This is a genomic window from Nonomuraea sp. NPDC049378 (assembly GCF_055586745.1).
Genome location: NZ_JBVJHP010000009.1, coordinates 1 through 23,489, shown reverse-complemented (window position 1 = coordinate 23,489; position 23,489 = coordinate 1). Strand labels below are relative to the sequence as shown.

The 23,489-nt window shown below is 68.5% G+C and carries 22 protein-coding genes and 2 tRNA genes; 15 read left to right on the top strand and 9 right to left on the bottom strand.

All coding sequences use genetic code 11. The features are described from left to right. Positions 1–337 precede the first annotated feature (337 nt). From ACZ6SA_RS20295 to ACZ6SA_RS20270, 6 genes are all read left to right on the top strand, one after another. A complete protein-coding gene (locus ACZ6SA_RS20295) occupies positions 338–2,377 on the top strand; it encodes an ATP-dependent DNA helicase UvrD2 (protein ID WP_465829557.1) in 2,040 nt (679 codons plus the stop codon). Between the two features lie 29 nt (positions 2,378–2,406). Then, complete coding sequence (locus tag ACZ6SA_RS20290) at positions 2,407–2,991, top strand: putative glycolipid-binding domain-containing protein (RefSeq protein ID WP_465829555.1); 585 nt, start codon at positions 2,407–2,409, stop codon at positions 2,989–2,991. 406 nt (positions 2,992–3,397) lie between these two features. Further along, on the top strand, positions 3,398–4,498 hold the full coding sequence (locus ACZ6SA_RS20285) for a winged helix DNA-binding domain-containing protein (RefSeq protein WP_347646438.1): 1,101 nt from the start codon (positions 3,398–3,400) through the stop codon (positions 4,496–4,498). Between the two features lie 211 nt (positions 4,499–4,709). Further along, positions 4,710–5,579: an acyl-CoA thioesterase gene (locus tag ACZ6SA_RS20280; protein ID WP_347646439.1), complete on the top strand. Its 870-nt coding sequence runs from the start codon at positions 4,710–4,712 to the stop codon at positions 5,577–5,579. 158 nt (positions 5,580–5,737) lie between these two features. Then, complete coding sequence (locus ACZ6SA_RS20275; RefSeq protein ID WP_347646440.1) at positions 5,738–6,001, top strand: hypothetical protein; 264 nt, start codon at positions 5,738–5,740, stop codon at positions 5,999–6,001. A gap of 124 nt (positions 6,002–6,125) precedes the next feature. Then, positions 6,126–6,395 (top strand): WhiB family transcriptional regulator, encoded by a 270-nt coding sequence (locus tag ACZ6SA_RS20270; RefSeq protein ID WP_132333100.1) that lies wholly within the window; start codon positions 6,126–6,128, stop codon positions 6,393–6,395. A 591-nt stretch (positions 6,396–6,986) separates the two neighbouring features. On the opposite strand, the gene ACZ6SA_RS20265 is transcribed toward ACZ6SA_RS20270, so the two are convergent. From ACZ6SA_RS20265 to ACZ6SA_RS20255, 3 genes are all read right to left on the bottom strand, one after another. Continuing rightward, on the bottom strand, positions 6,987–7,196 hold the full coding sequence (locus tag ACZ6SA_RS20265; RefSeq protein WP_465829552.1) for a hypothetical protein: 210 nt from the start codon (positions 7,194–7,196) through the stop codon (positions 6,987–6,989). 278 nt (positions 7,197–7,474) lie between these two features. Further along, complete coding sequence (locus ACZ6SA_RS20260) at positions 7,475–8,809, bottom strand: ABC1 kinase family protein (RefSeq protein ID WP_347646442.1); 1,335 nt, start codon at positions 8,807–8,809, stop codon at positions 7,475–7,477. Between the two features lie 71 nt (positions 8,810–8,880). Continuing rightward, positions 8,881–10,422: a ThiF family adenylyltransferase gene (locus tag ACZ6SA_RS20255; protein ID WP_465829549.1), complete on the bottom strand. Its 1,542-nt coding sequence runs from the start codon at positions 10,420–10,422 to the stop codon at positions 8,881–8,883. A gap of 223 nt (positions 10,423–10,645) precedes the next feature. Here ACZ6SA_RS20255 and ACZ6SA_RS20250 point away from each other — a divergent pair, with 223 nt between their 5' ends. The 3 genes from ACZ6SA_RS20250 to ACZ6SA_RS20240 all read left to right on the top strand — a co-directional run bounded on the left by ACZ6SA_RS20250 (position 10,646) and on the right by ACZ6SA_RS20240 (position 12,592). Next, positions 10,646–11,428: an enoyl-CoA hydratase/isomerase family protein gene (locus tag ACZ6SA_RS20250; RefSeq protein WP_347646444.1), complete on the top strand. Its 783-nt coding sequence runs from the start codon at positions 10,646–10,648 to the stop codon at positions 11,426–11,428. Positions 11,429–11,495: 67 nt separating this feature from the next. Further along, entirely contained in the window at positions 11,496–12,011 is a 516-nt protein-coding gene (locus ACZ6SA_RS20245) for a M48 metallopeptidase family protein (RefSeq protein ID WP_347623147.1), read from the top strand. Next, a complete protein-coding gene (locus ACZ6SA_RS20240) occupies positions 12,008–12,592 on the top strand; it encodes a glycosyltransferase family protein (RefSeq protein WP_347646445.1) in 585 nt (194 codons plus the stop codon). Before ACZ6SA_RS20245 ends, ACZ6SA_RS20240 begins: the two co-directional genes overlap by 4 nt. Before the next feature lies 1 nt (position 12,593). Here ACZ6SA_RS20240 and ACZ6SA_RS20235 read toward each other — a convergent pair whose 3' ends face one another. From ACZ6SA_RS20235 to ACZ6SA_RS20225, 3 genes are read right to left on the bottom strand one after another with little or no spacing between them, the layout of a single operon-like run. After that, positions 12,594–13,580: an endonuclease/exonuclease/phosphatase family protein gene (locus ACZ6SA_RS20235; RefSeq protein WP_465829546.1), complete on the bottom strand. Its 987-nt coding sequence runs from the start codon at positions 13,578–13,580 to the stop codon at positions 12,594–12,596. Positions 13,581–13,612: 32 nt separating this feature from the next. Continuing rightward, positions 13,613–14,167, bottom strand: coding sequence for an NUDIX hydrolase (locus ACZ6SA_RS20230; protein ID WP_465829544.1), 555 nt, complete (start codon positions 14,165–14,167; stop codon positions 13,613–13,615). Continuing rightward, positions 14,164–15,375 (bottom strand): zinc-dependent metalloprotease, encoded by a 1,212-nt coding sequence (locus ACZ6SA_RS20225; RefSeq protein ID WP_347646467.1) that lies wholly within the window; start codon positions 15,373–15,375, stop codon positions 14,164–14,166. Before ACZ6SA_RS20225 ends, ACZ6SA_RS20230 begins: the two co-directional genes overlap by 4 nt. 130 nt (positions 15,376–15,505) lie before the next feature. Between ACZ6SA_RS20225 and ACZ6SA_RS20220 the strand changes: the two genes are divergently transcribed. The 6 genes from ACZ6SA_RS20220 to ACZ6SA_RS20195 all read left to right on the top strand — a co-directional run bounded on the left by ACZ6SA_RS20220 (position 15,506) and on the right by ACZ6SA_RS20195 (position 21,574). Further along, positions 15,506–16,579, top strand: coding sequence for an NAD-dependent epimerase/dehydratase family protein (locus ACZ6SA_RS20220; RefSeq protein ID WP_347646469.1), 1,074 nt, complete (start codon positions 15,506–15,508; stop codon positions 16,577–16,579). Positions 16,580–16,684: 105 nt separating this feature from the next. Continuing rightward, positions 16,685–17,110, top strand: coding sequence for a molybdenum cofactor biosynthesis protein MoaE (locus tag ACZ6SA_RS20215; RefSeq protein ID WP_347646447.1), 426 nt, complete (start codon positions 16,685–16,687; stop codon positions 17,108–17,110). A 10-nt stretch (positions 17,111–17,120) separates the two neighbouring features. Then, complete coding sequence (locus ACZ6SA_RS20210; protein ID WP_347646448.1) at positions 17,121–18,167, top strand: YlbL family protein; 1,047 nt, start codon at positions 17,121–17,123, stop codon at positions 18,165–18,167. 128 nt (positions 18,168–18,295) lie between these two features. Continuing rightward, positions 18,296–21,259 carry a UPF0182 family membrane protein gene (locus ACZ6SA_RS20205; protein ID WP_347646449.1) on the top strand — a complete coding sequence of 988 codons (2,964 nt, stop codon included), beginning with the start codon at positions 18,296–18,298 and terminating at the stop codon, positions 21,257–21,259. 54 nt (positions 21,260–21,313) lie between these two features. Next, positions 21,314–21,390, top strand: a tRNA-Met gene (locus ACZ6SA_RS20200). A 107-nt stretch (positions 21,391–21,497) separates the two neighbouring features. Next, positions 21,498–21,574: transfer RNA gene (locus tag ACZ6SA_RS20195), tRNA-Met, on the top strand. 440 nt (positions 21,575–22,014) lie between these two features. Here the strand turns inward: ACZ6SA_RS20195 and ACZ6SA_RS20190 are convergent. The 3 genes from ACZ6SA_RS20190 to ACZ6SA_RS20180 form a co-directional block, all read right to left on the bottom strand. After that, positions 22,015–22,251, bottom strand: a complete 237-nt coding sequence (locus tag ACZ6SA_RS20190) for a hypothetical protein (protein WP_347646451.1) — start codon at positions 22,249–22,251, stop codon at positions 22,015–22,017. 5 nt (positions 22,252–22,256) lie between these two features. Beyond that, on the bottom strand, positions 22,257–22,445 hold the full coding sequence (locus ACZ6SA_RS20185) for a hypothetical protein (RefSeq protein WP_347646452.1): 189 nt from the start codon (positions 22,443–22,445) through the stop codon (positions 22,257–22,259). 74 nt (positions 22,446–22,519) lie between these two features. Beyond that, positions 22,520–22,921, bottom strand: coding sequence for a hypothetical protein (locus ACZ6SA_RS20180; RefSeq protein WP_465829540.1), 402 nt, complete (start codon positions 22,919–22,921; stop codon positions 22,520–22,522). Positions 22,922–23,489 lie beyond the last annotated feature (568 nt).

Below are 23,489 nucleotides of genomic sequence, written 5' to 3'. Positions count from 1 at the left end.
CTTGTGGCGGCCGTACGCGACGGTTTCTAACGCAAGACCCCCAAGCCCATCCGGATACAGGGGATTACTCACCGTAGGGCCTGGTGTGGGCTCCCTGGTCGCATTCGCGGCGACGACCGGTGTGAGCACAACGGCAGCGAGCGTCAGAACACCCACAGTGACCGCAGTTCGCACGGCCTTCCTTTCCCCCATGCAGATGGTCGGCCCCATTGTGGGGGAAGAGACCAGTAGTTTGCATCTTGTTGGCTATGAACATACGCCGGCAGGCATGTTGCCAGAATAAAGCGCATGGCCGCCACTCCTTGGGAATATGTACGGGTGAACAACGGTGAACAACGTGGATGACGTTCTGATCGGTCTCGATCCCGAGCAGCGGGCGGTCGCCGAGGCCGTGCGGGGGCCGGTGTGCGTGCTGGCCGGCGCGGGCACGGGCAAGACCAGGGCGATCACCCACCGCATCGCGTACGCGGTCCGCAGCGGCGTCGTCGAGGCGCGGAGCGTCCTGGCTGTGACGTTCACCACGCGCGCGGCGGGCGAGCTGCGCCAGCGCCTGCGCGCGCTGGGCGCGCCCGGGGTGCAGGCGCGCACCTTCCACGCGGCGGCGCTGCGCCAGCTCACCTACTTCTGGCCGCGGGTCATCGGCGGCGAGGCGCCTTCCGTGATCGAGTCGAAGTTGCCGGTGCTGGTGGAGGCCTGCCGACAGGTCCGGAGAAATCCCGACAGGTCCGAGCTGCGAGACATCGCCGCCGAGGTCGAATGGGCCAAGGTCACCCAGATCGGCCCGGAAGACTACGTCGCGGCCGCGGCCAAGCACCACCGCGCCCCTCCCGTGCCGGCCGAGGAGGTGGCCCGCCTCTACGACACGTACGAGCAGATCAGGCGCGAACGCCACCTGGTCGACTTCGAGACCATTCTCGAGCTGACCGCGGCCGTGATGACCGAGCACCAGGAGGTGGCGGCCCAGATCCGCCAGCAGTACCGCTACTTCGTCGTCGACGAATACCAGGACGTCAACCCGCTGCAGAAGCTCCTGCTCGACACCTGGCTCGGCGGGCGCGACGACATCTGCGTGGTCGGCGATCCCAACCAGACCATCTACTCCTTCACCGGAGCGAGCCCTCGCTACCTCACCGGGTTCGCGGTGGAGCACCCGGAGGCCGCCGTCATCAAGCTGGTGCGCGACTACCGCTCCACCCCCCAGGTGGTCGACCTGGCCAACCTCGTCATCGCCAAGGGCAGGTCCCCCCACCGCCTCGAACTCGTCGCCCAGCGCCCCGACGGCCCGAGGCCGGCGTTCGCCGACTACGACGACGAGCCCGCCGAGGCCGTGGGCGTGGCCAGAGCCATCAGGAAGCTCCTCGACAAGGGCGTGCCCTCGCGCGAGATGGCCGTGCTCTTCCGCGTCAACTCCCAGTCAGAGGCCTACGAGGAGGCCCTGTCCAAGGCCGAGATCCCCTACGTCCTGCGCGGCGCCGAGCGCTTCTTCGAACGGCCCGAGGTGCGCCAGGCGGTCGTCCTCCTGCGCGGCGCCGCACGCTCCGCGGCCGGCGAACCCCTGGCCTCCGAGGTCCACCACATCCTCGCCGGCATCGGCCTGACCCCCACGCCCCCCTCCGGAGGCGGCAAGGCCCGGGAGAAGTGGGAGTCGCTGAAAGCCCTGGCCGACCTCGCCGAGGACATGGCCGCCGAGGGTGCCGACCTGCCCACGTTCGTGGCCGAACTCGAACGCCGCGCCTCCGAGCAGCACGCCCCGCCCGTCGAAGGTGTCACCCTCGCCTCGCTCCACGCCGCCAAGGGCCTGGAATGGGACGCCGTGTGGCTGGTCGGCCTGACCGACGGCATGCTGCCCATCATCTACGCGGAGACCCCCGACCAGATCGAGGAGGAACGCCGCCTCCTCTACGTCGGCATCACCCGAGCCCGCGAGCACCTCTCCCTGTCCTGGGCCCTCGCCCGCGCGCCGGGCGGGCGCAAGAGCCGCCGCCCCTCCCGATTCCTCGACGGCCTCACCGGCCGCGCCTCCACCCAGGCCCGCATCGCATCGCCGTCCCGCGAACGCCGCCAGGTGGCCGCGCCGGTCAGCTGCCGCGTCTGCGCGAAGACGCTGGTGGCGGCCGCGGAACAGAAACTCGGGCGCTGCTCGACGTGTCCCGCCGACTACGACGAGGCCCTCCTCGAACGCCTGAAGGCCTGGCGCACGGCCACGGCCAAGGAAGCCAAGATCCCGCCGTACGTCGTCTTCACGGACGTCACCCTCCAGGCGATCGCGGAACGCGCGCCTGAGACGGAGCAACAACTGCTGTCGATCGCGGGCATCGGCAAGGTCAAGTTCGACCGCTACGGCGAAGCCGTCCTCGCCCTGTGCCGCCATCACTGACCACACCAGGGACTGACACGATCATGTCCATGACCTTCGCACCTCCACCGGAGACCGCGGCCTGGCGACACCTCGGCGCGCGCACCGGCTTCGAGGTGGTCTATTTCCGTCCGGCGGGCGGAGGCGGACACCGCGTCGAGGGCTGCACGACGGCCGTCGAGGACAGGATGACCTGGGCGGTCGACTACGCGATCGACGTGGACCGCGACTGGGCCACCCGGCGTGCGGAGATCAGGAGCCGGTCGGCGGCCGGGCTCCGGCACACCGTCCTGGAGAGCGACGGTGACGGCGGCTGGCGGATCGACGGCGTGCCGGCCTCTCACCTGGGCGGCTGCCTGGACGTGGATCTGGAGTCGTCGGCGGTGACCAACACGTTCCCCGTGCACCGGATGCGCCTGGCCGTGGGCGGCGGAGCCGGCGCCCCGGCCGCTTACGTCCGCGCCGCCGATCTCACCGTCGAGCGCCTCGACCAGCGCTACGTCCGGGTCGCCGGCGACGGCCAGGGACAACGTTACGACTACGAGGCGCCGGTCTTCGGCTTCGCCTGCCGCCTGGCCTACGACGCGTCAGGGCTCGTCCTCGACTACCCCGGTCTGGCCGTCCGGGCTCTGTGACCCGGCGAGGAGGACCCCGGCGTCGCCCGACCGTCCAGGACGGACGCTCAGGAGACGGATGCCGGAAGCGGCCACAACCTGTCCGCTACTCCTGCGATGGTGGTCTCTCTGGGAACCGCGACAGGGCCGGCGCCTGCGGGTGCCGGGCCGGAACGAGCCCAGGAAAGAGAGCCCCGGAGAAGGAGCAGGGCATGAGCATGCGCAAGCTGGGCCGCACCGGAATCCAGGCCGCCCACGTCCTGCCCGGGCACCATGATGGTCGGCCAGGCCGGCATCCCCGGCCACAACGACTCCACACACCGGGCCACGGGGATCAACGTCATCGGAACCACCCGCGTCTCGGCCGTCACGCGCCCCGAGTCACGCCGCAGACCGGCCGGCGAGCGCGTCGATGCATGGTGATCCGATGACCGTTCTCGACACCAGGGCGCTCAACCGCGCGACGCTGGCCCGGCAGTTACTGCTCGACCGCGCCGACCTGCCGGTCATCGAGGCGGTCGAGCACCTTTGCGGCCTGCAGGCCCAGGAGCCGCAGGAACCGTTCGTCGGGCTGTGGTCGCGGCTGCGCGCGTTCGACCCGGCGGTGCTCTCGGACCTGCTGGTACGGCGCAGCGTGGTGCGTACCCATCTCATGCGCCGTACCGTCCACCTCGTGACCGCCGACGACGTCCTGGCCTGGCGGGCCCGCCACAACGCCATGCTGCGCCAGCGGGTGCTCGGGGTCTACCGGAGTCAGCTCGCCGGGGTCGATCTCGACGAGCTCGCCGCGGCCGGGCTCGCGGTGATGGCCGACGGCCGGCCCCGCTCGATGTCCGAGCTCGCGCGGGCGGTCGCCGGCCGCTGGCCGGAGCCAGGTCCGCGGCCGCTGGGAGAGATGCTGGTCGCCGCCCTCATCCCGATGGTGCAGCTTCCGCCACGCGGGCTCTGGCGCACGAAGGCCGGAGTGCGCAACGTCCCCATCTCGTCCTGGCTGGGCCGCGACATCGACCCACCCGCCACGGACGGCTCCGACCCCGCGGGCCAAGCACTGGTACGCCGCTACCTCGCCGCGTTCGGCCCGGCCGCCACCGCCGACCTGCGCGCATGGTCAGGCCTGGCCGGACTGCCGGCCGCCGTCTCCGCGATACGCGGCGAGCTGATCAGCTTCCGCGACGAGAGAGGCCGGGAACTCCTGGACCTCCCCGACGCGCCACGACCCGATCGCGGCACACCAGCCCCGATCCGGTTCCTGCCGGCCTTCGACAACGCGCTCCTCGGCTATCACGACCGCAGCCGTATCGTCGACGACGCCCACCGCGGCCTTTCCGTGGCCGGCGAGCGCGTGGTCCTGGTCGACGGCAGGGTCGCCGCGACCTGGACCGTCGAGGAGGACACCGTGCACGTCACCCCGCTGCGCCCCTTCTCCCGTGCCGACCGCGACGCCGTTGCCGAGCAGGGGCAGGCGCTGGCGGCGTTCCTGTCCGACGGCGACAACCACCGCGTGCAGATCGCCGCCTCCGCCGGATGAGGACGAGATCTTCACCGCCCTCGAGAAAAGGGCCAGCCAGTGCTGTGCGGGGGGCGTACTCACCCGCGACGCGTGTGAAATGTCGGCTGACCCGTGACCCCGGCGAAACCGTGGCACGAAATCATCAGACAAGCCAGGCCCCCTTGTGGCCTGAATCCAGCGGCACGTCACACTTGTCCCGAAGACCGGAGAAGCGAAGGGGACCGACCACGTGAACGAGGCGCTGAAGGAGTTGCTGGACCTGCTCGACCTTGAGCAGATCGAGCTGGACATCTTCCGGGGGAGAAGCCCGGAGGAGCGCATTCAGCGCGTCTTCGGCGGTCAGGTAGCGGCCCAGGCTCTGGTGGCGGCCGGCCGTACGGTGCCCAAGGACCGCAACGTGCACTCCCTCCACGCCTACTTCATCCGCCCGGGCGACCCGTCCATCCCGATCGTCTACAACGTCGACCGCCTCCGCGACGGCCGTTCGTTCACCACCCGACGCATCGTGGCGGTCCAGCACGGCAAGGCGATCTTCACGATGTCGGCGTCGTTCCACGTCGCCGAGGAGGGCGTGGCGCACCAGGCGTCCGTGATGCCGGTGGTGCCGGATCCCGAGACGCTTCCCACGTTCAAGGACAGGATGTACGAGCTGGTCGCCGATCATCCTGATCTGCGCGACTGGTTGTCACGCCCGCGCCCGGTCGACGCGCGCTACGCCTCGCCGCTCACGTGGGAGGCGTACCAGAACCCGGAGCTGCGCAGCGCCGAGACGAACGTGTGGTTCCGCTATGACGCCGAGTTGCCCGACGACCCGCTGCTGCACGTCGTGCTGGCCGCGTACGCCTCCGACTTCACGCTGGTCGACACGATACTGCTGGCGCACGGCATGGCTTGGGGAGCCTCGGACATCGTGGGCGCCTCGCTGGATCACGCCATGTGGTTCCACGGACCGTTCCGGGCCGACGACTGGCTGCTCTACGCGCAGGAGTCCCCATGGTCGGGGAGGGCGCGGGGCCTCGCGCGGGGCGAGATGTTCAACGCGTCCGGCGAGCTCGTGGTCTCGGTCGTCCAGGAGGCGATGATCCGCCAGACGAAGTAGGCCGGAATCGCCTGCCCACAGCAGGCCGAGGAGCCTGTGAAATGTAACGAAATCGCAGGTAGAAAATATGTTGCCGGTTCCTGGGTTCCCGGTTTAGGGTCTTGGTCAAGCGAGTCGGGCAGTCCTGCTCCGACGATCTCAGAGGGAGGAGAGTCACTGTGATCAGCATCAAGATGCCAGCCACGATGTGGCTCGCCTCCGCGTGCCGTGACTCGGTGAGACTCGTCGATGGTCCCACGAAGTTCCGGCAGGAGAAGTCTGTCCGTAGTCAGGCCGCCGCCTATGCGCACGCCCACTTCGGCGCTGCCGCCGCACAGGCAGCTCCTGTCTACACCGCTCGTATCGAACTGCCGGCCAACCAGCTCACCAAGGGTGGACTGCGCGGTCCGCATCCCTGGCGGGATACCCCGGTCATAACCTGACCGGGAAGACCCCACCAGGCCGCGGATCCGCAGACAGGATCCGCGGCCTTCTTGTTTGTCCGTGATCCCCCGACCACCCACGAGGTGCCCGAACAAGATCAAGATCGATCAAAGGAGAAAGCAGATGGGGGCGAAGACGATCATGGACCTGATCGACGAAGCCGAGATCCCCTGTCGTACCGACCCTGACCTGTGGTTCGCCGAGTCGCCGGAGGACGTGGAGTTCGCCAAGGCTCTCTGCGGCGGCTGCCCGATCCAGAAGGCCTGCCTGGCTCGTGCGCTCGAGCGCGAGGAGCCTTGGGGCGTCTGGGGCGGCGAGCTCATCCTCAGGGGAACCATCATTCCTCGCAAGCGTCCGCGCGGGCGTCCCCGCAAGCACCCGGTCGCTGCCTGAAACACCGCACCTACGAGCAAGAAAGCGAAACCTGATGATCACTCAGTCGACGAGAAGCCTCGCAGTGCCGGATCTCATCCATGAGTTGGTGAATGACCGAATACAAACGCTTCATCGAGAGGCGGAGGAGCAACGCCTCATCGTGCGCCTCCGTCGCGTGGAGCGGGCACGGCGTGGGGTCAGGCGGGCGAACGACCGCCTCCGCAAGGCCCTGAGCCACCCGTTCTGATCGGGGAGATCCTGCCGCCGGCGCAGGATCTCTCCTTGAGCTCCCAACAATGAGAGCCGGGCGCGTCCAGCGCCCGGCTCTTCCTTTTTCCCGGGTACGTTGCCCCACGGGTCTCACCTGGCCCAGCGATCTCACCCCGCAACGACGAGCTGCCCAGCAGAGCCTCCCGGTGATCCGTGCGGACGGTCGGACCTCGCGGGACGGCATCGCTGGGCAGCTCTGCCACATCGCGGGGCACGGTGTCGGACGCCGGGTCAGGGGTGCGGGGCGTCGCGTGCCTCGCGCGCGCCGAGCGATCCGACGGGGCCGCGGGATCACTCGCCACGATCTCTGCCGTGCCTCTTCTCAAGGCACGGCGCTGGTCAGGGGCCGGTCAGGCAGTGAACGGCGGGGATGTCGCCGGGCACGCCCGGCGCCGACGGGTCGACCACGGTGGTGAGCTCGCCGACGCTGGAGGCGAGGCAGATGGCGATGGCCGACGGGTCGACAACAGCGTTCGCAGCGGGGGCGGCGAAGAGCAGGCCCGCCGCCGCGAAGGCGGTAACCGCTGGCAGACGCGCGGATCTATCCATGGGGGTCCTTCCACGTTCCAAATCGTGACTCTCTGCATTCACATAATTACATAGAGTAGTCAAGCCGCGGTAGAGCGAACGTCGAATTCTCATCGACGAGCCCGGCCAGGCACCTCGTTGACCCGTGGCCTGTCGCCCGCCCGGTCCCGGCCAGGTTGCGTCCAGTCAGCGAACCCGTTCGACCCAGGCCAGGCGCACATCGATCCTGGTCGACCTGCCGCAAGAGTCCGTCGCGGCAGGAAGGCGGCGCCGTCGAGCCCAACGGGAACGGGCCCCGGTCAACCGATGGCCAGGGCCTCGTCATCGGGGTCGTCGGCGAAACCAGGAACCCAGCGGATCACCTCGTCGCGGAAGCGTGCTGTGGCGCCCAACTGGCACAGAACACCCACGCCCGCCGCATGGACCCGGTGGATGAGCACGTACGACGTCGGCAGGTTGAGCTGGCGGACCACGTTGGTGGGGCGGAGGTCCGTGACGCTGGCGACCTGGGCCTGCAGCCACTCCCGGCTGAACGTGAATTCCTCCACCGCGGTCGGCTCGACATAGGGGGCGAGAAAGGCCCGCAACGCGTCGGGGTCGATCTGGATGTCCTCGCGGATGAAGCCCTCCTTGCGCAGGCCCCGCATGACGGTCTCCATGTCGCCCTGGTTGAAGATGCGGGTCAGCTGGCCGAACGACTTGGGGTAGCCGTCGGGCAGGCGGTTGACCGCGCCGAAGTCGAGAACGCCGAGCTTGCCGTTGTCGAGCATGCGGAAGTTGCCGGGGTGGGGGTCGGCGTGCAGCATGCCGACGCGCGCGGGGGAGCAGAAGAGGAAACGCACGAGAAGCAGGCCGGCCCGGTCGCGCTGCTCCTTGGTGCCCTCGGTGATGATCCGGGACAGCGGTGTGCCGTCCATCCACTCGCTGACCAGCACCATCTCGTTGGCCGCGACGACGTCGGGGACGTGGAAATCAGGGTCGCCGTCGAACTCCAACGCGAACGCGTGCTGAGCCTCGGCCTCCCTGAGATAGTCGAGCTCCTCGGCGATCCGCTCCCGCAGCTCGCTCAGTACGGCCTTCATGTCGAGGCCGGGCAGCAGCGTCCCGAACACCTTGCCCAGGCGTGCCAGCTGCGCGAAGTCGCCGAGCAGCGCCTTGCCCGCCCCTGGATACTGGATCTTGACGGCCACGTCGCGGCCGTCGTGCCACACGGCCCTGTGCACCTGGCCGATGGAGGCTGCGGCCGTCGGCCGGTCGTCGAAGGACAGGAAGTGCTGCCGCCAGTCGTCACCCAGTTGTTCCGTGAGCACGGTGTGAACCGTGGAGGCGGGCAGCGGGGGAGCGGCGTCCTGGAGTTTGGTCAGCGTGGCGCGGTAGGGGCCGGCGATCTCCTGCGGCAGCGCCGCCTCGAAGATCGACAGCGCCTGCCCGAGCTTCATCGCTCCGCCCTTGAGCTCGCCCAGGACCTTGAAAACCTGCTCGGCAGTACGCTGCTGCACCTCCTGCGCCACGATCTCGGCGGACTTGCCGCCGAGGCGTTTGCCCAGCCCCAGGGCGGTGCGCCCCGCGAAACCGAGCGGAAGGGCGGCCAGCTTGGCGGAGCGCGTGACGGCACGGCGTGGAAGATCGCTCACACTCATGCGCGAACCTCGAAAGATCCGCTTCCCCCCTTCGTGGTCGTCCCTGAGCACGTCAGTCGCGGTTGTCATGCCATGACCATTCTTAGCGAATAAGGATTGTTTCGCATACAACGACATTGCGGGTGAATGGTCCAGGACCGCCTTTTCCAACGCCAATCAGGGGTTACGTCCATTGTGCCGTTGGTCACAGCGGACTCCCGGCCATCGAGATGAGCAAGCGCGTGGCCGGTCGCCGCGGCTGCGACCAGGGCAGCCAGCGTCGAGTCGCAGGCGATCTCGCCGGCCGGATAACCACCCAGCCTCGCAGTGACGATAGGCCAAGCCGGGTCGTGGTCGCGCCGGGTCAGGTCGAGACAGTGCAGGCACGCGCTCTCTGCGGGCAGGACCAGCGGACCGACGACGCCATGGCCCTCGAAGGCCGACGCCAGGAGATGCGGGATGCGCAGCGCGGTCAGCTCGTTGACCAGCACCCCGTCGAGCGCGCCGACCGGCGCCAGGACGACGAGGTCGGGCCGATCCGTGGTGTCCCCCAGATACGGCCCTCCGGCCAAAGCGTTGACGGACGGCGTGAACTCGCCTTCCTCAGGCGAACCCGCCCTGCCCGGCCGAGGCCCGGTGTCCCGAGCAGGCGGTCGACGAATCCCACGCCCGCCCGCGGACGCCGCCGCACCAGACCGAGAACCGGACGAGGACGCAGCGACTCCCACAGACCGGGACGGAAGGTCGGACTCGGCGTCGGGGCCGGGCTGGGACGGACGGCCGCGGTCGGAATCGGGCTGGGACGGACGGCCGCCGTCGGGGCCGCGGCGGCGCGGGCTGTCGCCATCGGGGACCGCCCGGGATGGCTGGGATGGCCGGGTCGTTCCTGGCGCGGGAGATGACGGGACGGCCGGCCGTGACCGCGCCGCGAGGGCGGATGGACGGGCTTCGCGTGACCTTTGACCCGAAGTCGTGGCCGGCGATCCGCGGTGAGCGGTGGCGGAGCGCGTTTGTGGAGGTGGAGCGGGCGCGGGGACGGGTGGCGTGCGGCCGCCGGAGGTGAGCCTTCTGGCGACCGCGACCGCGCCGGCCTCGCGAGTCAGGCCCAGCTCTGCCCACGTCAGACCGCCCGGCGTGATGTCGCCCGGCCGGACGACGCCCGGATCGAACACCCGGACGTTGCCCACCCCGGCGCCCGCCAGCAGCGCCACGACCTGCGCTCCCACCCGCCCGGCCCCATAGACCCGCACCCGCTTGTGCCTGCGCCGCTCCAGCACGGCGATTCCGCCTTCGGGCGAGGTCGATGCCAGATCGAGGGCGTCGAGATCCGGCCGCAGACGGTCTCGCTCGGCCAGCGGGAGGTCACGAAGGGCGCCAGGACCGGCGGAGGCGTCGTGGAGGGCTCCTTGCGAGGTGAGCTGGTCGAGCAGGGAACGGGCTTGGTCTTCTTCAAGACCTGCGCGGCCCGCATCGCGCAGGACTCGCTCCAGATCGCGGGTGCCGTCGAGACTCTCGATCCATGCGCGGACCGGGCGGGTCAGACCGCTCAGCATGACGGCCCTGAGGGGATGCACACCCAACTGGAGGGTGTGCTCGTCGCGGACGATACGCCGGAGGGCGGGCTTCACACGTGGCCTCATGGCGGGAAGGCTCGCACGCGTCGGCAGGATTCCGTGCGGATTCCTCCGTGGCTGTGGATAACCACGGACCTGCCGGAGCACCTGTGGACAACGCCCCGCTTCAGCCCGTTCCCGGAGCAGAACCGCCCGGCTGGGCGGGACAGGAGCGTGCAGACGCGTGGGCCGGGGGACGCCCGTGGCATAACGGCCGGGCCGGGTTACGCTTCCCGGCATGACCGAGCTCCTGGTTGATCGCCATGACGACGGAGTCGTCCTCATCACCCTCAACCGCCCCGACATGCGCAACGCCATGACCGATGCCATGACCGCCCGATGGCGCGAGACGATGTCGTCGCTGGCCAAGGACCGCGATGCCCGCTGCGTCGTGATCACCGGGGCGGGCACCGCGTTCTCCTCCGGCGGCGACCTGTCCTGGATCGGCGATCGCGGCGCGGAGGCGGTGCCGTTGTTGCGCGACCGCATGCTCGACTTCTACCGCACCTGGCTCATGGTCACGGAGCTCGAGGTCCCCACGATCGCCGCCGTCAACGGCCCCGCCGTCGGCGCGGGGTTGTGCGTGGCGCTGGCCTGCGACCTCGTGTACGCCGCCGCCGACGCCAAACTGCTGGCCCCGTTCACGTCGCTCGGCCTCCATCCCGGTATGGCGGCCACGTATCTGCTTCCCAGGAGGGCGGGCACGGGCCTGGCGCGGGAGATGCTCCTGGCCGGCCGTACGGTGACAGGTGCGGAAGCGGCGGTTAAAGGACTAGTAAATGAATCTTTCCCGAAAGATGACCTTATGTCGGAAGTACGGTCCATAGCCGGGAAGATCGCGAAGAACGCACCCATAGCCACAAGACTCACGAAAGTGGCCCTGAACCAAGACCATCAGGACCTGGAAGCCGCGCTGAGGTGGGAGTCCCTGGCACAGCCGGTGACCATGGCATCGTCCGACATGATCGAAGGGCTGGCCGCGCATCGGGAAAGGCGTGTGCCCAAATTCACCGGCTCTTAATCATCTGACCAGCAGAAACAACGTCCACCCTCTGTGGAATTTCGTCAGTCTCGGCTACCGTGCATATGTGCCCCCCGAGACAGTCGAGGTTCGTCGCAGTTCTCGTCGCAGGCGTACGGTCTCCGCCTACCGCGACGGTGACAAGACGATCGTGCTCCTGCCCGCCTGGCTGAGCGGCGAAGACGCGGATGAATGGGTGAGCCGGATGCTGGATCGGCTGGCCGCGAAAGAGCGGCGGCGACGGCCGACGGACGAGGCTCTCCTCGAACGGGCCAAGGAGCTGTCGGCCAGATATCTCGACGGCAAGCCCGACCCCGTGAGCGTGCGCTGGGTCGACAACCAGCAGCACCGATGGGGCTCGTGCACCCCGGAGAACGGCACGATCAGGATCTCGACGCGGCTCAAGGGCCTGCCGGAATGGGTCATCAACTATGTGATCATCCACGAGCTGGTGCACCTGCTGGTGCCCAGCCACGGCCCCAAGTTCTGGGCGCTGGTAGAACAGTATCCGAAGGCGGAGCGGGCGCGCGGGTTCCTCGAGGGATTCTCCGCCGCGGCCCACACGGCACCGGAGGAGTGTTGACGCGCATAGCCGCGGTCCTGGCACGACGGCGCATGTCGCAGGCGGCGCCCCCGGGCGTCGACCCGGCGGTGTTCCTCGAGGCGGTGGCCGAAGACACCTACGAGATGGTCGCCGGGCTGGAGCTCGTCACCCCGGTCCTGATCACCAGCGTGCCCGAGCTCGACGCGATCGTCTGGCCGGGCACCCAGGTCATCGTGGTCGACGAGGACGAGCCGTTGAAGAGCATCCTCGCCCGCCTGGACGCCGACCAGGCCGCCGTGATCGCCGCGGACGCCCCCGATCTTCCTCCGCTGCTGGTCGGAAAGTTGTTCAGGGAGCTGGGCAGGTCCGAGATCACGATCTGCCCAGCGGAGCGCGGCGGAGCCGTGGCACTGGCCTGCGCGCTTCCCGCACCCGGCTGGGCCGACCCCGACCTCGACGACGCCGACGTGGTGGCCACGTTGCGCGCCCGGGCTCCAGGGCCGCGCAGGGTCGCCACCACCCCCGGCTGGCACCGCCTGCGCACCCGCGGCGACGTCGAACGCCTCGACCCCGGCCTCGAAGGCTGGGACAACACGCGAGCTCTGATCTCCGCGCGCTGACTCAGGGGACGGTGAGCTCGGCCAGCAGGGCACGATGGTCGGTGCCCGGCACGTCGTGCACGCTGACCTCCTTGACCCCGACCCGCTGGTCGACCAGCACGTGATCGATGGTGATGATCGGCGGCACCCGCTTGTTGGCCGGCCACGTGGGGATCAGCCCGGCCCCCACCTGGTCGGCCGCGTCCTTGTAGCCGCGTGCCAGCAACGAGCGCATGGGCGCGTGGTCGAGCGAGGCGTTGAAGTCGCCGGCGAGGATCCGCACCCGCTCGGGCGATGCGGAGGGAAACGCCTCCAACGCCTCGTGCCAGTCGGCGTAGTTGCGGCCAAGGGGCGGATAGGGATGCGCGTCGACGAACTCGATCGGCGGCCCGCCGGGCAGCGAGACCAGCGCGGCCGGCATGCGGTGCCCGATCTCCGGCATCACGTCGGGCAGTTCACGCATCGGGTGCTTGGAGTAGAGCCCGCTCCCCCCGGCGCTCCACTCGGCTTCCAGCACCCGGTGCGGCATGATCTCCTTGAGCCCGGCCGCGTCCAGATCGGAGATGGCCCCAGGGGTCAGCTCCTGCGTGCTCAGCACGTCGGGCTCGAACTCGCGTACGAGCCGCATGATCGTCGCCACGTCGGCCCTGCCGAACAACATGTTGATCGTCATGACCTTGAGCGGCCGGCCCGCCATGGCGTCCGCGGTGCCCAGCGCCCTCGGCAGCACGCTGAAACCGAGCGCGGTCGTGGCGAGCAGCGCGACGGCGGTCGCGGCTCGCTTGCGCCCGACCGCGGCGATCAGCAGCGGGATCAGCGAGCCCGCCGCCGCGTACGGGGTCGCGGTCATGAGCTGTGTGGGCAGCGACCCGCGCTCCAGCCCGGCCACCCGGGCGACGGCCCAGGCGGCGAACGGGGTCACGGCCAGCCAGGTGAACGCCGTCGCCGGAAATCTGCGTCGTTTACGGTCCGGCACCACGATCGTGCCGCCGACGGCGGAAGTCTCCACGCAAGCCCCCTTTGGAACGACCCAAGAGGACTCTAGCCAAGTGCTCGCGAGCCGAGCGCGTCCCGTCCGCGCGCGGCCAGTCGCCGCGTCGCCTCGTCGGACAGCTCGGGGATCTCGTCGACAGGGAACCAGCGCAGGTCGAGCGACTCCTCGCTGATCACGGCCTCTGCCCCTTCGGGCGCCACGGCGGCGTATTCGACGTCGAGATGCCAGCTGTGCGGCGGATGGCACCACACGACGTGCTTGTCGACGGCGAGCGGCCCCGGCAGCAACTCGAGTCCGGAGATCCCCGACTCCTCCCATGCCTCCCGCAGCGCCACGTCCGCGAGCGACATGTCGGAGATCTCACAGTGGCCACCCACCGGCAGCCACATCTTGGCCTTCGGATGCAGGGTGAGCAGCACCTGGGAGCCGTCGTGCGACAGCACGGCCGTCGTCGCCGTCAGATGCCCCGGCACGCAGGCACGCGTCATCGCGTCGTCGTGGGTGCGAAGGTGCTCGAGGAACTCCGTACGCAGCGCCTCTTCCTCGGGCGTGGGCGCCGTCCAGCCGGACAGCACCGCCACGGCGTCGCGGTGCAGGCTCAACTCTTGTCGCCCTCGCCCTCGTCGTCCGGCTTGGCCTCCAGCTGGGAGATGTCCCAGGCCTGCTCACCGCGTACGAACGCCTCGGGGTCTTCGAGATCGTCGGCCGTCGGCATCAGATCGGGGTGTGACCACAGACCGTCGCGCCCGTCGACCCCCCGCTCGCTCTCCAGCGCGCGCCACAGCGCGGCCGCCTCGCGCAGGCGCCTGGGCCGCAGCTCCAGCCCCACCAGGGTGCCGAACGTGAGCTCGGCGGGACCGCCGGTGGCGCGCCGCCTGCGCACGGTCTCCGCCAGGGCCACGGCGGAGGGCAGCTTGCCCTGGGCGGCCTGGTCGACCACGGTGGCCACCCAGCCCTCCACCAGGGCGAGCATGGTCTCCAGCCGGGCCAGGGCGGCCTTCTGCCGCTCGGTCTCCTCGGGCTTGAGCAGGTTGCCCCCGCTGAGTGCCTCCTGGATGGCCTCGGGGTTGTTGATGTCGAGACCGCGGATCTGCTCTTCGAGGGCAGAGGTGTCGACGGTGATGCCCCTGGCGTATTCCTCGACCGCGCCGAGCAGGTGCGAGCGCAGCCACGGAACATGCTGGAACAGCCGGTGGTGCGCGGCCTCACGCAGAGCCAGGTAGAGCCTGATCTCGTCGGACGGCACCTCGAGGCCCTCGCTGAACGACGCGATGCCGCCGGGCAGCAGCGCGGCCGTGTCGGACAGGGGCAACCCGATGTCCGTGGTGCCGACCACCTCGCGGGCCAGCGAGCCGATCGCCTGCCCGATCTGCTGGCCGACCATCATGCCGCCCATCTGCTTGAGCATGCCCATCAGCGGCCCGGCCATCTGCTGGGCCTCGGGAGGCAGCCCCGAGCCTCCGAGCGCGCCGCCCATGGTCTCGACCATGCGTTCGGCGATGGGCTCGCAAAGCTTTCGCCATATCGGGACCGTGTTCTCGATCCACTCGGACCGGCTCCAGGCCTGCGGATTGGACACGCCGCTGGGCAGCGTCGTCGCTTCGTTCAGCCACAGGTCGGCCAGGCTGAGCGCCTCGACGATCTGACGGCGCTCGCCTTCCATGACGCTCGGATCGCCCTCGGCGGCCACGGAGTGCCGGGCGATGTTCTTGGCCATGTCCCAGTTGACAGGGCCTGAACCCTGCGGCGCCGACAACATGTCGGCGAACTGGCGCATCGCCTGAGCCATCTGCTCAGGGTTGCCGAACATGGCGAACGGGTTCTCGTTAGGGTCGTTTTCGCGACCTGGCAGGTCAGTCACCGCTCTACCTCGTGCAGGATGGAGGAGTCCACATCCGCCACGTTAGTCGTCCTACGGCGGATCAGTGCAAAGTGAGGACCTGGTGCCTACCTCGAAACGCCCGCGTCAACCCGTCGTAGCCGTCACCGGTGCGGCCTCCGGCCTCGGCCGCGAGCTGCTCGCGAGGCTCGTATCCGCTGCGGATTTCCGCAGGGTGGTGGCCATTGACGAGCAGCGCGGCGACGTCGGCGAGGCCACCTGGAGAGTGCTCGACGTACGAGATCCGCTCTTGGCGAACCGGATCTCCGACATCGACGTCCTCGTTCATCTGGCCGGCGACTACACCGTCGACTCCGACCCCGGCGAGCGGCGCGCCTACAACCTGCGAGCCGCCCAGACCGTGCTGACGGCCTGCGCCGCGGCGCGCGTCCGCCGCGTGGTGCTGGTCACGAGCGCGATGGTGTACGGCGCCGCGCCCGACAACGAGGTGCCCCTGCCCGAGGACGCCCCGGTCACGGCAGAGCCCGACACCGGCGTCGTCGGCGACTTCCTGGAGATCGAGTCGCTCGTACGCAGGTCGCTCCGCAGCCATCCCGGCCTCGAGGTGACCGTGCTGCGCCCGGCCGCGGTGGTCGGCCCCGGCGTCGACACGGTGATCACCCGCCACTTCGAGTCGCCCAGGCTGCTGACCGTGAAGGGCTGCAACCCTCACTGGCAGTTCTGCCACATCGACGACCTGCTCTCGGCGCTGGAGCTGGCGGCGCGCGGAGCCGTCACGGGCGTGGTGGCGGTCGGGTGCGACGGGTGGATGGAGCAGGAGCAGGTCGAGGAGATGTCCGGCATCCGCAGGTTCGAGCTGCCCGCGGGGCTGACGTTCGGTACGGCGCAGCGCCTGCACCGGCTCGGCATCACCCCGGCGCCCGCGACCGACCTGCACTACGTCGTCTACCCGTGGGTGGTCGACTGCACGGCGCTGCGCGAGGCGGGCTGGAAACCGGCGTGGACCAACGAGGCGGCGTTCGAGCAGCTCCTGGAGCTGCGCGAGAACAGGACGACCGTGGTCGGCAGGCGCCTGCCCGTCAAGGAGGCGACGCTCACCGCCGCTGGCGCCACCGTCGCCGTGATCGGCACCGCCGCGATCGTCCGCCAGGTGCGGAAGAAGAGGCGGCAGTGAGGGCCGGTGCGAAAACTCCCAGGTGATCTGCTGCAACGCCCCTGACCAGGCACGACATTAGAGCGGCAGCCCGGCGGGCAGATTTCTTGTTGGTATTCTCTTTCCGTGGACGTCATCCGGTTGCTCGGCATTCGTGAGACCCCGCTGTCCGTGGACGAGGTGCTGGCCGCCGTGGGCGACCACGCCGCCGGCGGCACCACGATCTTCGTGGGCACCGTCCGCGAGCAGGACCAGGGAAAGCCGGTGGTGCGGCTCTCCTATTCGGCGCACCCCTCAGCCGAGGCCGAGTTGCGGCAGGTGGCCGAGAAAGTGGCCGCCGACTTCCCCGTGACGGCGCTGGCCGCCGTCCACCGCGTGGGCGACCTGGCGCTGGGCGACACGGCCGTGATCGTCGCGGTGTCCGCGCCGCATCGTGACGAGGCGTTCAGGGCCTCGCGCCGGCTGATCGACGAGCTCAAGGCGCACGTCCCGATCTGGAAACACCAGTCATTCGCCGACGGCGAGGCCGAATGGGTCGGTGCCGGCGAATAGGCTTTCCACCATGTCACGACGCGCCCTGACCCTGCTGCTGTCGGGGTTTCTCGTGCTCGCTCTCGGCGTGGTGGGCGCGCTCCAGAAGGTCCCCTACGTCGTGCTCAGCCCCGGCCCGACGGAGAACACCATCGGCGAGGTCGACAAGAAGCCCGTGATCTCGATCAAGGGCCGGCAGACCTATCCCACCAAGGGCGCGCTGAGCCTGGTCACGGTCGCCTATCAAGGTGGCCCTGCCGCCCAGATCGACCTGCTGACCGCGTTGCGCGGCTGGATCGATCCGACCGTCGCGGTGGTCCCGCAGGAGACCATCTTCGCTCCCGACCGTGATCCCAAGGAGGTCGAGGAGGAAAACACGGTCGAGATGTCCAACTCCCAGGACTCGGCCACGGCCGCCGCGCTCAACGAGCTCAAGATCCCTTACAACATGGTCGTGTCGGTCGTGTCCACGGAGAAGGGCAAGCCCGCCGAAGGCAAGCTGCGCAAGGGCGACGAGATCAACTCCGTCGACGGCAAGCCGGCGGAAAACGTCGATGTCGTGGGCGACGCGGTCAAGGCACACAAGCCGGGCCAGAGCGTCGTCTTCAACGTCACCAGGGGCGGGACGAAGCTCGACGTCACCGTGCCGACGATCGCGGGTCCCGAGGGGCAGACCCTGGTGGGCGTGCTGATGCAGGCCACGTACAAGTTCCCGTTCGACGTCGACATCAACGTGGGCGACGTCGGCGGACCCAGTGCCGGGCTGATGTTCTCGCTCGGCATACTCGACAAGCTCACGCCTGGCGAGCTCACCGGGGGCAAGCGGATCGCCGGCACCGGCACCATCCAGCCGACGGGCGAGGTCGGGGCGATCGGCGGCATCGCCCAGAAGATGGTCGGGGCGAAGGAAGCGGGCGCCACCGTCTTCCTGACGCCCGCCGACAACTGCGCCGAGGCCATGAAAGCCGTCCCTGACGGGCTCCGGCTGGTCAAGGCCGACACGCTGCACAACGCGGTGCTGGCGCTGGACGCGCTGCGCACGGGCAAGGGCAACGTGCCCGCTTGTGACGCTGGATGAAACTTTCGGCAAGGCCCATGCGTTAGCCCTAGGGCTGGCACCGCGGTGTAGGTTGCCAGACACGGACCGATTTTCATGACGACGAGGGGTTGGCCTTGAGCTTCCGGACCCCAGGAGCCGGCAGGGCGATGCGCTTGCCCCGCCGACCGCGACTGCTTCTGCCGGTGGCGATCGCCCTTGTGGTGATCGTTGCCCTGTTCTTTCTCTTCTCTGGTTTTTACACCGACTACCTGTGGTTCGACGCGACGAACTACACGTCGGTCTTCACCACCGTCCTGCTGACCCAGATCGTGCTGTTCCTGGTCGGAGCGGCGCTGATGGTCGGCATCGCCGGCGGCAACATGCTGCTGGCCTTCCGGATGCGGCCGATGTTCGGGCCCGCGGTGTTCGGCGGGAGCAGCGGCGCAGACCGCTACCGCATGGCGCTCGACCCCCACCGCAAGCTCATCTTCATCGTCGGCATGGCGCTGCTCGCGCTCTTCTCCGGCTCCTCGTTCGCCGGCCAGTGGCAGACGTGGCTGAAGTTCATCAACGGCGAGGCGTTCGGCAAGCAGGACCCGCTGTTCCGGATGGACATCTCGTTCTTCATGTTCGACTATCCGTTCATCCGGATGGCGCTGAACTTCCTGTTCACCGCGGTGATCATCTCCATCATCCTCGCGGCGATCACCCACTACCTCTACGGCGGGTTCCGCCTGCAGTCGCCGGGCGTCCACGCCTCCAGGGCCGCCCGCACGCACCTGTCCGTGCTGCTGGGCGTCTTCCTGCTGCTCAAGGCCGTCGCCTACTTCGTCGACCGCTACGGCCTGGTCTTCTCTGACCGCGGATTCGTGCACGGCGCCTCCTACACCGACGTCAACGCCGTCCTGCCGGCCAAGACCATCCTCGCGATCATCGCCCTGATCTGTGCCGCCCTGTTCTTCGCCGGTGTGTTCCGGCCGGGCGGCATGCTGCCCGGGGTCTCCGCGGGCCTGCTCGTGCTCTCGGCCATCCTGATCGGCGGCGTCTACCCGGCGCTGGTCGAGCAGTTCCAGGTCAAGCCCAACCAGCAGGGCAAGGAATCCCCTTACATCCAGCGCAACATCCAGGCCACGCGGGAGGCGTACAACGTCGACAAGACCGAGGTCGAGACCTACAACGCGCAGGCAGACCCGGCCAAGGTCGAATCCAACGGCGACGCGTCCGTCTCCGGCGTCCGGCTGCTCGATCCGGCGCTCGTGTCCTCGACGTACGAGCAGACCCAGCGCATCCGCGGCTTCTACAGCTTCGCCGACACGCTCGACGTCGACCGCTATCCCGACAACACGGGCAAGCTGACCGACCACATCGTCGGCGTGCGCGAGCTGACCAGCCCGCCCCAAGACCAGAACAACTGGATCAACCGGGCCCTGGTCTACACCCACGGCTACGGCTTCGTCGCCGCGCCCGGCAACCAGGTCGACTCCAGCGGCTTGCCCGCCTACGACGCCAAGGACATGCCGGTCACGGGCCCGCTGGTGAACAGCGCCAAGCTCAAGGAATCGCGCATCTACTTCGGCGAGGACCCCTCGTCCTCCGAATACGTCATCGCCGGCGGCAACCCCAACAACCCGCAGGAGCTCGACTACCCGGAGACGGGCGGCACGGGCCAGAAGAACACCACCTACACCGGCAAGGGCGGAGTGCCCGTCGGCTCGTTCATCAACCGGCTCCTCTACGCCGCCAAGTACAGCGAGGCGAACATCCTGCTGTCAGGCGACATCAACGACAACTCCAAGATCCTCTACGTCCGTCACCCGCGTGACAGGGTCCAGCAGGTCGCGCCGTTCCTCACGCTCGACGGCAACCCCTACCCGGCGATCATCGACGGGCGTGTCACCTGGATCCTCGACGGCTACACGACGTCCGACGACTACCCCTACTCGCAGAGCGAGAGCCTCGGCGACATGACGCGCGACACGTCCACCGACCGTCGCGTCATCGCCCAGCAGCCGCGTGACCAGATCAACTACATCCGCAACTCCGTCAAGGCCACGGTCGACGCCTACGACGGCACGGTCAAGCTCTACGCCTGGGACAACAACGACCCGGTGCTCAAGACCTGGAGCAACGCCTTCCCCGGCGTCATCAGCCCGGCCTCGGAGATGAGCGCCGACCTGCGCAGCCACGTGCGCTACCCGGAAGACCTGTTCAAGGTGCAGCGCTACACGCTCTCGCGCTACCACATCACCGACCCTGCCGCCTTCTACAGCGGCCAGGACTTCTGGAACGTCCCCAACGACCCGACGCAGGGCGAGCAGAACGTCAAGCAGCCGCCCTACTACCTGACCACCACGATGCCGGGCGGCACGCCGACGTTCTCGCTGACGACGACCTTCGTTCCACGGCAGGGGCCCAACCTGGCGGCGTTCATGGCGGTCGACTCGTCGTCCGGCTCCGGCTACGGTCGGATGCGCATCCTCCGCATGCCGTCCAGCACGCCCATTCCGGGCCCCGGCCAGGCACAGAACGCCTTCCAGAGCCGCTTCGCAGGTGAGCTCAACCTGCTGGGCGTCGGTGCGTCGTCGGTGCGTTACGGCAACCTGCTGACGCTCCCGTACGCGGGCGGCCTGGTCTACGTCGAACCGGTCTACATCCAGGTGGCCGCGGGTGGCGGTCAGGAGCCCTATCCGATCCTGCAGCGCATCCTGGTGTCGTTCGGCTCCAAGATCGGTGTGGCTCGCACACTGGAGGAGGCGCTGCAAGAGGTCTTCGGCGGCGAGCAACAGCAACAACCCCAGCAGAACGAGCAACAGACCCAGCCCAATGAGGCCAACACCGCGCTCAATTCGGCGATAGCCAACGCGAAGAAGGCGTACGACGACGCGCAGAAGGCCCTGCAGGCGAGCCCGCCCGACTGGGACGCCTACGGCGACGCGCAGAAGCGGCTGGAGGAGGCCCTGAAGACGCTGGAAGGGGCCAACAAGCAGGAGCCGGCGCCCACGGGCACACCGAGCCCATCACCCTCGGCCACGCCGTCTGCGACGCCGACAGGCACAAGCTCGCCGCCGGCCTCCGCACCACCGTCAGTCGCGCCGTCACCCACCGGATCACAGGCGGGAGGCACCTCTTAGCGCAATCAATTTGCGCCCACCCCGCGCCGCCGATACGCTTACAAAGCAAGACGACGCGGGGTGGAGCAGTTCGGTAGCTCGCTGGGCTCATAACCCAGAGGTCGCAGGTTCAAATCCTGTCCCCGCTACCAGGCCAGAGGCTCGGGATTCGGAAACGGATCCGAGCCTCTGATCGTTTCAGAGTATGACCGTCACGGGCACTCCTCTGAAGGCTGTATAGTTGTCAGCAACACACCGACGCGGGGTGGAGCAGTTCGGTAGCTCGCTGGGCTCATAACCCAGAGGTCGCAGGTTCAAATCCTGTCCCCGCTACCAAGGAAAGTCCTCGGTCACCGGATCACCCGGTGGCCGGGGACTTTTTCCGTTTCACCGATAACTGGTATTCACGGCCTGCCTTGTCCCGTGGTCCACAGCCGCGCCTACATGATTACATGTCGGATGAGGCAGTTCCTACGATCTGCGAATGGGCCGGCGGAGAACGCGGTGGATACCCCAACATGCTCCGCCACCACCTGGGCAGGGCGATCACAGAGCCGCAACGCCGCAGGTGGGTCAGCCTGCTCATGGACTCGGCCGACGAGGTGGGGTTGCCGGACGATCCGGAGTTCAGGGCGGCGTTCGCCGGCTACATCGAGTGGGGCACCCGGCTGGCCGTACAGAACTCCCAGCCGGGCGCGGAGCCTCCGCCGCTGGCGCCCGTGCCGAGATGGGGTGGGACGTGGCGCCGCCATACCAGCCTTGAGCCGGTCGCGCGGTCACCGGTTCCAGCCGTCCGCTTCCGCGTAGGCGTCCGGCTCGTCGAGCGGGTTCACGTACGTGTCGGAGTCCCGGAGGTCCTCCTCGCGAACCCAACGCGAGATGCCCCGTGAGACCTCGTCGTCGATCTCGGCGATGCGGTGCAGATAGGGCAGCCGGTCCCGGTACATGTCGATGATCGACAGCTGGAGGTCGTCCCCCATGTCCCGGCCGATCTCGTAGAGGTTGTCGTCCATGGCGCTCAGGCCTTATCGATCATTTGGATCGCCTTCTGCACGGCCCAGCCGAGGAGCAGGAGCCCGAAGACGACCTGCACGATGCGCATCCACAGGGACGAGAAGTGATCGGCGTAAACAACGATGCCGACCCACATCAAGCCGAATATCCCGACGAGGAGGATTGCTGCCCAGTTCAGCCCTCGCTGCCACATATGTGAAGTCTCGCAGCCGGTCCGCCAACGGCGGGTATGCCGGGAGTCGTCATCGGGTCACCGCGCCGGGCCCTTCAGCGGGGGAGCGTCCTGCCCGTGCTGACGCAGCGTCGCAGGCGCACGCCGCGACGATGGGGCCGCTGAGGCGACTCCTCCAAGCACGCGAGCAACGCGGCCGCCGTGGTGGCGTCGGCAAGGACGCGTTGCACGGTCTCCTCGCCCTGGGGCAACTGGCCGTGTTCAGCCAGCTCGTGCTTGAGGAACGCCATGGGATCCGGCGCGTGCGCGGCGTCGGCAGCCGCAGTCGCCCGTGCGGACGTCAGCAGGCGCAGGTAGTGGGTGCGTAGAATGGCCTCGCGCATGCGGGAGTGCTCGAGATCGTCGATCAGCATCCTGGCGATGCTCAGCAGGTCTCCGGCCTGGGTCGTCTCGTCGGCGAGGAAGGCGCGGATGTCGTCGAACTCCGAGCGGGTCATGGCGGGCACCTCCGAGAGCGCAGTCTGCTCGTGGGTACATTCGTAGCGGCGGGCGATTGCGGATGGCTTGCCGTCGACTTGCGCCGCGGGGCCGCCAAGGGGAGTTCATCGGCAAGGTTTGGGCGTCCGCTGGCGAGGGAAGAACCTCCTGATTACCTGAGTGGGCCGAAGCAGGTGCCACAGGCTGCTAGAGTTGCTTCGCGCAGGGCGGTCCGGAGGTTCCTCGGAGCCGCGGAGAAGCCCGGCAAATCCCACTACCTTCATGGTCGTCCGTCATGGTTTCGCACCGGTTCGGACGGGCTGGTAAGTTAGAGGGGTTGTCTCCGAAAGGGGGCGGCGCTTAATTCCCGCAGGTTGTGCAGGTCCGGTCAATTTGACAGGGACTTGAACGGCTGAAAGAGTTAAGACACAACGAAATGAACGCCTCTGAGCGAGGATCCCGGGTTCGGGGTTTTGGTGAGGATGAACGCGTGCGTTTCTTGAGAACTCAACAGTGTGTTAAAAGCCAGTGCATGATGCACAACCCCGTTGATCGACGTTTGTCGGTTGATGGATTCCTTTTTGTTAG